Annotated in this window: 9 protein-coding genes; 6 read left to right on the top strand and 3 right to left on the bottom strand. The window is 73.3% G+C overall.

Annotated features, from left to right (window positions below):
* Both ACXJKL_RS07670 and ACXJKL_RS07665 read right to left on the bottom strand, forming a co-directional pair.
* A partial coding sequence (locus ACXJKL_RS07670) for an FdrA family protein (protein ID WP_457206468.1) occupies nt 1–1,062 on the bottom strand: 1,062 nt, incomplete at its 3' end.
* Nucleotides 1,059–1,781, bottom strand: coding sequence for a DUF2877 domain-containing protein (locus ACXJKL_RS07665; protein ID WP_457206467.1), 723 nt, complete (start codon nt 1,779–1,781; stop codon nt 1,059–1,061). The genes ACXJKL_RS07670 and ACXJKL_RS07665, both read right to left, overlap by 4 nt.
* Nucleotides 1,782–1,860: 79 nt before the next feature.
* On the opposite strand from ACXJKL_RS07665, the gene ACXJKL_RS07660 reads away from it, so the two are divergent.
* Nucleotides 1,861–3,102 carry a PucR family transcriptional regulator gene (locus ACXJKL_RS07660; RefSeq protein WP_457206466.1) on the top strand — a complete coding sequence of 414 codons (1,242 nt, stop codon included), beginning with the start codon at nt 1,861–1,863 and terminating at the stop codon, nt 3,100–3,102.
* A 227-nt stretch (nt 3,103–3,329) separates the two neighbouring features.
* Here ACXJKL_RS07660 and ACXJKL_RS07655 read toward each other — a convergent pair whose 3' ends face one another.
* A complete protein-coding gene (locus tag ACXJKL_RS07655; protein WP_457206465.1) occupies nt 3,330–3,524 on the bottom strand; it encodes a hypothetical protein in 195 nt (64 codons plus the stop codon).
* Nucleotides 3,525–3,692: 168 nt separating this feature from the next.
* On the opposite strand from ACXJKL_RS07655, the gene ACXJKL_RS07650 reads away from it, so the two are divergent.
* The 5 genes from ACXJKL_RS07650 to ACXJKL_RS07630 all read left to right on the top strand — a co-directional run.
* The gene (locus ACXJKL_RS07650; protein ID WP_457206464.1) at nt 3,693–5,063 is read left to right on the top strand and encodes a uracil-xanthine permease family protein; all 1,371 of its coding nucleotides are present in this window, start codon (nt 3,693–3,695) and stop codon (nt 5,061–5,063) included.
* Between the two features lie 6 nt (nt 5,064–5,069).
* A complete protein-coding gene (locus tag ACXJKL_RS07645) occupies nt 5,070–5,924 on the top strand; it encodes an FAD binding domain-containing protein (protein WP_457206463.1) in 855 nt (284 codons plus the stop codon).
* Nucleotides 5,921–6,442, top strand: coding sequence for a (2Fe-2S)-binding protein (locus ACXJKL_RS07640; protein WP_457206462.1), 522 nt, complete (start codon nt 5,921–5,923; stop codon nt 6,440–6,442). The genes ACXJKL_RS07645 and ACXJKL_RS07640 overlap by 4 nt, the downstream gene beginning before the upstream one ends.
* A complete protein-coding gene (gene cutA, locus ACXJKL_RS07635; protein WP_457206461.1) occupies nt 6,439–8,820 on the top strand; it encodes an aerobic carbon-monoxide dehydrogenase large subunit in 2,382 nt (793 codons plus the stop codon). Before ACXJKL_RS07640 ends, cutA begins: the two co-directional genes overlap by 4 nt.
* A partial coding sequence (locus tag ACXJKL_RS07630; RefSeq protein ID WP_457206460.1) for an SRPBCC family protein occupies nt 8,817–9,317 on the top strand: 501 nt, incomplete at its 3' end. The genes cutA and ACXJKL_RS07630, both read left to right, overlap by 4 nt.

Raw genomic sequence — 9,317 nt, 5'->3', positions numbered from 1 at the left:
GATCGGTCCCAGCTCGGCGGCGGCGACCAGCATCGCCTCGTCGCACAGGGTGCCCCCGACGAACAGCCCGCGCAGGTGGCCGCCGCGCGAGGACCGCGGCGCGGCGGGGAGGTACGCCGGCCACTCGGGGACGTCCGCACCCAGCCGCTGCAGCGCCGACTCGGCCGCCGCCGTCAGATCGGGGCGACCCGCGCCCAGGAACGCGAGCTCGACCGGGGTGCCGAGCCCGGCGGCGTACTCCTCGATGTCGGCGGCGACCTCGCTGGCGGGCGGCTTGGAGACGAGCACGATGAGCGCGACGGAGTCGTCGGCGTCGAGACGGGCCAGGGCGGTCCGGGTCGAGAGCCCGCCCACGGCCGTCGACAGGTCGCGGCCGCCGACGCCCAGGGCGTGGCTGACCCCGACGCCGGCGTGGTCGAGCAGGCAGAGCAGCTGCTGGCAGCCCGTGCCGGACGCGGCGACGATGCCGACCGGTCCGGGGGACGTCGCGTTGGCGAAGCCGAGGCCGAGCCCGCCGACGACCGCGGTCCCGCAGTCGGGTCCCATCACGAGCACGCCGCGCTCGGTCGCGGCCCGCTTGAGTGCGACCTCCTGCGCCACCGGCACGTTGTCGCTGAAGACCATCACGTCACGGCCCGCGTCGACGGCGTCCATCGCCTCCACGAGGGCACTGGCACCCGGGACCGAGACGAGCACCACGCCGTCGGTCGTGCCGCGCAGGGCGGTCGCGGTCGTCCGGGGCGGCGCGACGTCCGCGGCGCTCGAGGGGGTGCGGGTGGTGAGGGCCTTGGTGATGGCGTCCTCGACGACGGCCAGCACCGAGTCCGGAGCGTCGCCGGTCAGCCGCAGCGCGACCACCATCTCGTTGGGGGTGGCGTCGGCCGGGACGGTGAAGCCCATCTGGTCGAGCACCTCGAGGTTGAGCGGGGTCGCCATCGCCACCTGGGCGGTCTCGACGCCGGGGATGCCCTGGACGGTGCGGCTCAGCTGGAGCAGCGCCACCGAGTCGGCGTAGGCGCCCCGGCGCAGCTCGACGTGGTCCCGGTGGTCGGAGGCGGTCATGCGACGGCCCTGCCGGTGTCGCGGAGGTGCCGGCGGGCGGCGACGGCGCCGGCCAGGAGCCCGCGGCCCGAGGTGTGCCCGACGGCCGCGAGCGCGGCGGTGGCCGTGTCCTCGGACCGGGTGCCCAGGGCGGCGACGTACGCAGCGAACTGCGGCAGCACCTCGCCCCGCAGCGCGCACTCCAGGAGCGCCGCCGAGAGCAGCGTGGTGCGGGGCAGGAGGTCCCGGACCCGTGCGTCGTAGTCGGGGATGTCGAGGTCCGCGGCACGGTGCATCGCCACCCAGCCGCAGATCACGTCGTCGCCGAGGGGGGTGAGGCCGCTGCCGCGGCCGACGAGCCGCTCGGGCTCCAGGGGGGTGAACGGCAGCTCGGTCAATTCGACCGGTGGGACCGGTGCGATACGCGCGGCGGCCGTGAGCCGGGGGACCGCGACGTCCACCGCGCGGCCTACGGGCAGGGGCGTCCCGTCGACCCGCAGCACCCCGTCGCGGACCTCCGCCCGATCGCCGCTCAGCGGCGCGACCGTGGGCGTGGCCAGCCGGAGCCCGCACGGGACGGCGGTGGCACGGGCGCCGAGGACGCCGACGCAGCCGATGCCCTCGACGTCGAGATAGATCGCGTGGGCCCCGCGGTGCAGCACGGTCACGGTCGAGTCGGGGAGCCCGGCGAGGAGGTCCCGCAGGCGCGGCGAGGCGCTCACGGGGAGTTCGGCCGTCATGCTGGCCCACGCTAGGCGCGGGCACTACGGTTTGCCGATGTGAGGTGTTGCCAACGATCCCCGCGAAGAGGTGCAAGTCTTGATAGTCGCTGACGGTCGGGTCGCCGGGCCCGGGCTGCACGACGCACTCACCCGTCTCGTGGTCGACGGCGGTGACCTGGGCCGGGTCGCCACCGAGGTCGGCCGGGTGCTCGACGCCGGCGTCCTCGTCACCTCCACCGACGGCCGGGTTCGTGCCGCGGCCACGACCGAGGCCGTCGAGGCGGCCCTGACGGCCGGCGACTGGACCGATCCCAGCGGCCGGTTCCGCGTCGAGCGCGCGACCTCCGCCCCGGCGCCGCTGGGGGCGGGGGAGGTGCGCGTGGTCCGGATCGTCGCCGAGGGTGCCGACCTGGCCCGACTGGTGGCGTGCCGGACGTCGACCCCGTTCACGGCCGGCGACACGGCCGACCTCGAGCTCGCCGCGGCGATCGCGGCCCTGCTCATCACTCGCGAGCACGCGGTCACGGGAGTCGAGAACAAGTACCAGGCCGACTTCCTGCGCGACCTCCTCCTCGGACGGCCGGGCCCGGAGGCGTACGTCGAGGAGCACCTGGCGGCCTTCGACTGGGACCTGACCCGCCCCGCCGTCGTGGTCTGCGCGGAGATCGATCCCTCCGCCGCCGAGGAGGGCCCGGTCTCCAACCAGCAGCACCGGCAGTGGCAGGAGCGCTTCGCGCAGGCGTGGCGCCAAGTGGTCCGGGAGGTCGCGACGGCCAGCCCGCTCGCCGACTTCTCCTCCGAGGTGGTGTGCCTGCTGTCGGTGGACGACGCAGACCCGCGCGGTCACGACGTCGTACGCCGCGTGGTCGACGCCGTCACCGGCGACAAGGGCGGCGGCCGGCGCTCGTTCACCGTCGGCGTCAGCCGCGAGTCGACCTCACGGACCGACCTGCCGCGCGCCTACGCCCAGGCCCGACGCTCCGTCGAGATCGGGCGCCGCCTGCGCGGGCCCGGCTCCACGACGTACTTCGACGAGCTGGGCGTGCACCGGCTCATCGCCCTTGTGCCGGACCCGGCCGAGCTGCAGGCGTTCGCGACCGACGTGCTCGGCCCGCTGGCCGGTACGACCACGGAGGCGGTCGGCCTGCGCGAGACGCTCCAGGTCCTGCTCGACACGAACTTCAACGTCGCCGAGGCCGCGCGGCTCCAGTTCTTCCACTACAACACGATGCGGTACCGGGTCGGCAAGCTGGAACGCCTCCTCGGCCCCCTCTCGAGCGATCCGCACCTGCGCCTCGACGCGGCCCTCGCCCTCCGCGTCCTCGACCTCATGCCCTGACGGCTCGCGCCGATCTCTGCCGCCCGCCGCCCGCCGCCCGCTGCCCGCTGCCCGCCGCCCGCCGCCCGACGCGCGGGGAGCGGTGAGCCAGCCACATTCGCCGGATACAGGCTGTGGCTGGCTGACCCCCACCTCGGCGCGCCGTCCCCGACACGCGCGGGAGCGGTGCCTCAGCGACATTCCACCGTCGAGGAATGTGGCTGGCTCACCGCCCCGAGGCGACGAGGTCAGGCGACGAGGTCGAGGCGACGAGAAAGTGGCGACGAGGAGTGGCGGCGTACGACACCTCGCTCGGCCGCGACCTTGTCGGCCGCCGCCAGTTCCGCCCGCCCGCCGGCTCCGGTCCGCCCGCCCGGCCCAGTGTGGCGGCGTACGACGTCTCGCTCGGCCGCGACCTTGTCGGCCGCCGCCAGTGTGTCCACCCGCCCCGACCCAGTCGACGGAGAAACTCGCGCCAACGTCTGCCACCCGCGACGGCGTTCCTTCGGCAGTTCTCGCCCGTGAGGGTGTCTGATGAGCGTCACTACCTTGTGGAGCCACACGGCGTGGCGATCGCGGGCCGCAGGACACGTGTCAGGGAGGGAACTCAGATGTCGATGTTCAAGTGGGACGTGGTGGATCCGGCGCCGGGAGAGGCCGTCGCACCGCACCAGAGACTGCCGTGGGGCAAGACCGTCGGGCTGGGTGCCCAGCACGTCGTGGCCATGTTCGGGGCGACCTTCGTCTTCCCGCTGGTGATGGGCCTGGACCCCAACCTCGCCATCATGTTCTCGGGCATCTGCACGATCATGTTCCTGCTGATCTGCGCCAACAAGGTCCCCAGCTACCTCGGCACCAGTGCCTCGTTCGTGGCCAGCGTCGCGGCGATCCGCGGCCAGGGCGGTGACTCCAGTGACGTCACCGGCGCCATCCTGGTCGGCGGCCTCGTGCTCGCGCTGGTCGGCCTGCTGGTCCACGTCGCGGGGGCGCGGTGGATCCACCGCATCCTGCCGCCGGCGGTGACCGGGGCCGTGGTCATGCTGATCGGCTTCAACCTCGCTCCGGTGGTGGCCGGCATYTACTGGCCCCAGGACCAGTGGATCGCCCTGCTGACCGCCGCCTTCATGGTGTTCGCGGCCGTGATGCTGCCCGGCTTCTGGTCGCGGATCGCGGTCTTCCTGACCCTGATCTTCGGCTACCTGCTGTCGTTCGTGGCCGACAAGGTCCTGGGCCCGATCACCTCCGTCGTCGGTGGTGCCACCGAGGCCACCGAGCACGACCGGATCTCCTGGGCCGGGGTGAAGGCCGCGGACTGGATCGGCCTGCCCAGCGGCACCCTGGCCGACGGGGTGTCCGTCGTGCACGGGCCGAGCATCTCGCTCACCTTCGTGCTGCTGGTCCTGCCGGGCGTCATCGCGCTGGTCGCGGAGAACACCGGCCACGTCAAGGCGGTCGCGCAGATGACCGGCGAGAACCTCGACCCCTACATGGGCCGCGCGATCGGGGCCGACGGCCTCGCCACCGCCCTGGCCAGCGCCTTCGGTGGCTCGCCCACGACGACGTACGCCGAGAACATCGGCGTCATGGGCGCCACGCGGGTCTACTCGACCGCCGCCTACTACGTCGCCGCGGCGGTGGCCATCCTGCTCGGTCTCTGCCCGAAGTTCGGGGCCGTCGTCAACGCCACCCCGGGTGGGGTGCTCGGCGGGATCACCGTCGTCCTCTACGGGATGATCGGCCTCGTCGGTGCCAAGATCTGGGTCGAGAACCACGTCGACTTCGGCGAGCCGCGCAACCTCGTCGGCCTGGCCGCCGGCCTCATCGCAGGCATCGGCAACGTCACCCTGCAGGTCACCGACGACTTCGAGCTCGGGGGCATCGCGCTCGGCACGATCCTGGTCATCGTCTTCTACCACATGGTCAGCGGGCGCGCGGGCGACGACACTGGGCACATCGCCCAAGCCGTCTCCCACCAGGAGTAGTCACCCGTGAAGCCGGCTCCGTTCGCGTACCACCGACCCGGGACGGTCGCCGAGGCCGTGCGCCTCCTGACGGCCGACCCGGACGCGAAGGTGCTCGCCGGCGGCCAGTCCCTCATCCCGCTGCTGTCGATGCGGCTCGCCGCTCCGTCCGCCCTCGTCGACCTCGGCGGCATCCCCGACCTGGACTCCGTCCACGTCGAAGCCGACGGGGTCCGGGTCGGTGCGCTCGCGCGCCACGCCCGCGTGCTCGCCGACGACGACGCCGCCGCCCGCCAGCCCCTCCTGCGGCTGGCGCTGTCCCACGTCGCGCACCCGACGATCCGCAACCGCGGCACGACCCTCGGCTCGGTCGTGCACGCCGACCCGGCGGCCGAGATGCCGGTGCTGCTGCGGCTCCTCGGTGGCTCGGTCGACGTCGAGGGGCCCGCGGGCCGACGCACCATCGAGGCCGCTGACCTCTTCGTCGGGCCGCTGGAGACCTCGCTGCACCACGACGAGATCGCCACGTCCGCGTTCTTCCCGGCGCTGCCAGCGGGGGGCGGGGTCGCGTTCGAGGAGATCGCCCGTCGCCACGGCGACTACGCCATGGCCGGCGTCGCGGTCGTCGTACGCCGTGAGGGCGAGCAGGTCGTCGAGGTGCGGGCCGGGTTCGTCTCGGTCAGCGACACCCCGGTCGTCGTGGACCTCACCGACGCCGTCGCCTCCGGCGCCGACCCGGGCGAGGCTGCGCTCGCCTCCCTCGATCCCACGGCCGACGTGCACGCCACCGCGGACTACCGGGCCCACCTCGTCCGGGTGCTGACCCGCCGCGTCGTGACCACAGCCCTCGACGACGCAGCCTCCAGGAGCCTGACCCGATGACCGGTCGACCAGCCCCCGAGCGCCACGACATCACCCTGCGCGTCAACGGCGCCCCGCACGCGATCTCGGTCGAGCCCCGCCGGCTCCTCTCCGACGCGCTGCGGCACGACTGCGGACTGACCGGCACGCACGTGGGCTGCGAGCACGGGGTCTGCGGTGCCTGCACGGTGCTGGTCGACGGGTCCCCGGCGAGGTCCTGCCTGATGCTGGCGGTGGCCTCCGAGGACGTCGAGATCACCACCGTGGAGGGCCTGACCGGTGCCGACGACTCGCTGGGCCCGGTCCAGCAGGCCTTCACCGACTGCCACGGCCTGCAGTGCGGGTTCTGCACGCCAGGCTTCCTGACCACCATCACCGCGGGACTGCGCGACAACCCCGACCCCACCCGCGCGGAGGCCCAGGAGATGATCGCCGGCAACCTGTGCCGCTGCACCGGCTACCAGAACATCGTCGCCGCGGTCCTGCGTGCCGCCGAGCTCCAGGCCGACCAGGCCGACCTGCAGGGCGGTGCGTCGTGACCACGAAGCTCTTCGGCCAGAAGGTGCCGCGCGTCGAGGACCAGCGCTTCCTGCGCGGTCGCGGCCGCTACGTCGACGACGTGCTCGTCGGGCCGGGCACCCTGCACGCCGCCGTCCTCCGCTCGCCGCACGCCCACGCCCGGATCCTCGACATCGACGTCTCCGACGTCCTGGACCTCGAGGGCGTGCACGCCGTCTGGACGTACGACGACCTCGACGGCGTGATGGCCGACCCGCTGCCGCTGCTGATCCCGCACCCCGCGCTCACCCACGGCCGCACCCAGTTCGCGCTCGCCAAGGACGAGGTCAACCACGTCGGCGAGGCGATCGCGTTCGTGGTGGCCGACGACCGCTACGTCGCGGAGGACGCCGTCGACCGGATCCGGGTCAGCTACGACTTCCTGCCCCCGGTGGTCGGCATCGACGCCGCCCGCGCAGCGACCCACCTCGTGCACGAGGACGTGCCCGGCAACGTCGGTGCCCGGATGGAGCAGCACAACGGGGACGCTCCCGCGGCCATCGCGGCCGCCCCGCACACGCTGTCCCTCGACCTCACCATCGAGCGCAGTGCCTGCCAGCCGATGGAGGGCCGGGGCGTCGTGGCCCGCTGGGACCCCGACACGAGCCGGCTGACCGTGTGGACCTCGACCCAGACCTCCACCGGCGTCCGGGGGTGCGTGGCCGCGCGCCTCGGGCTCGACCTGGCGCAGGTCGACGTGATCACCCCCGACGTGGGCGGCGGCTTCGGCGTCAAGATCAACCACCCCTGGCCCGAGGAGCTCCTCGTGCCGATGGCGGCTCGGGTGCTGGGCCGGCCGGTGAAGTTCACCGAGGACCGGCGCGAGCACWTCATCTCCTCCGCCCACGAGCGCGGGCAGGTGCACCACGTCGAGGTGGGCTTCGACGACGACGGCCGGGTGCTGGGCCTCGACGTGATGTTCTGGCACGACCACGGCGCCTACTCGCCGTACGGGCTGATCGTGCCGATCATCACCGCGACCCAGCTGCTCGGCCCCTACAAGCCGGGCGCCTACCGGGTGCGCTTCGAGTCGCTGTTCACCAACACCGTGATGGTCACGCCCTACCGCGGCGCCGGCCGACCGCAGGGCTGCTTCGTCATGGAGCGCACCATCGACGCGATCGCCGCCGAGCTCGGCCTCGACCGCACGGCGGTGCGGGCCACCAACTTCATCCAGCCCGACGAGTTCCCCTACGACCACGGGCTGGTCTTCCAGGACGGCCGCGAGCTCGAGTACGACTCGGGCGACTACCCGGCGTCCCTGGACAAGCTCAAGGCGCTGATCGGCTGGGACGACTTCCCGGCCCTCAAGGTCGAGGCGGCCGCCGAGGGACGCCGGATCGGCATCGGCCTCGCCTGCTACGTCGAGGGCACCGGGGTGGGTCCCTACGAGGGTGCCCACGTGCACGTCGAGACGTCCGGCAAGGTCAAGGTCGCCATCGGCCTCACCACCCAGGGCCAGGGCCACGCCACCGTCTTCGCGCAGATCGTGGCCGACGAGCTCGGCGTACCGCTCGAGGACGTCGAGGTCGTCTCCGGCGACACCCGCAAGATGCCGTACGCCGTGGGGACGTTCGCGTCGCGTGCCGCCGTGATGAGCGGGTCGGCCGTCCAGCTCGCCGCGCAGGCCGTGCGGGAGAAGGCCCTGCGCATCGCGGCCGAGGCGCTCGAGGCGGACGTCGACGACCTCGAGATCGTCGACGGCCTCGTGCAGGTGCGGGGCACCGACGCCGCCCTCGCGCTCGGCACGGTGGCCGTGCTCTCCAACCCGCTGCGCTACGCCTTCGACGAGGCGTCGAAGGCGGCCACGCAGTTCGCGGTCGGCGACCCGGGCCGGCCCCCCGTCGCGGAGGACGACGAGCCGGGCCTGGAGGCCCGCGACTTCTACTCCCCGCAGCGTGCGACGTTCGCCTCCGGCATGCACGCGGTGATCGTGGAGACGGATCCCGACACCGCGGAGATCAGGATCCTGCGCTACGCCGTGGTCCACGACTGCGGCCGGATCATCAACCCGATGATCGTCGAGGGACAGATCCACGGCGGCGTCGCGCAGGGCGTCGGCGGCGCGCTCTACGAGCGGATGGCCTACGACGACTCCGGGCAGCTGCTCAACGCCTCGTTCATGGACTTCCTGATGCCCTACGTCACCGAGGTCCCCGACACGATCGAGATCGACCACCTCGAGACGCCGTCGCCGCTCAACCGCCTGGGCATCAAGGGCGCCGGCGAGGCGGGCGTCATCCCCGGCTCGGCCGCGATCGCGGCGGCCATCGAGGACGCGGAGGGGTTCGCGATCACCGCGATGCCCATCTCCCCGTCCGACCTGCACGCCCTACGCCTGACGAAGGAGACGCCATGAGGATCACGGGCGAGAACGTCCTGCACGCGCCCGTCGAACGGGTCTGGGACGCCCTGCTGGACCCCGCCGTGCTGGTGCGGGCCATCCCCGGGTGCTCGCGGCTCGAGGCCACGGGCGAGCACGGCTACGACATGACCGTCACCGCCGGCGTCGCCGCGATCAAGGGCACGTACGCCGGCACCTGCCGGCTCCACGACCTCCAGGAGCGGCAGTCCCTGCGGATGGACCTCCAGGGCGCCGGCGCACCGGGCACCATCGGCGCCGACGTCGCCGTGTCGTTCGCCGATGCCGGGGACGGCACGACCCGGGTGACGTACGACGCCGACGCCGTCGTGGGCGGCATGGTCGGGGGAGTGGGACAGCGGATGCTGACGTCGGTGTCGCGCCGGATGGCGGGCGAGTTCTTCGCCAACGTGGACGCCGTCCTCGCCGGTGTCGCCCCGGTCGTCGCCCCGCCCGTGGTCGTCGCGGGCCCTCCGGGCGCCGTGGGCGAGGTG

The sequence above is a fragment of the Nocardioides sp. P5_C9_2 genome (genome assembly GCF_054049555.1).
Note: the sequence above shows the minus strand (reverse complement) of the source record. Positions and strands in the feature narration are given on the sequence as shown.

What these genes read in the sequence shown, in the direction of transcription:
- ACXJKL_RS07640 (WP_457206462.1), top strand. Translation starts at nt 5,921, where the DNA reads ATGACCGGTCGACCAGCCCCCGAGCGCCACGACATCACCCTGCGCGTC.
- ACXJKL_RS07665 (WP_457206467.1), bottom strand. Translation starts at nt 1,781, where the DNA reads ATGACGGCCGAACTCCCCGTGAGCGCCTCGCCGCGCCTGCGGGACCTC.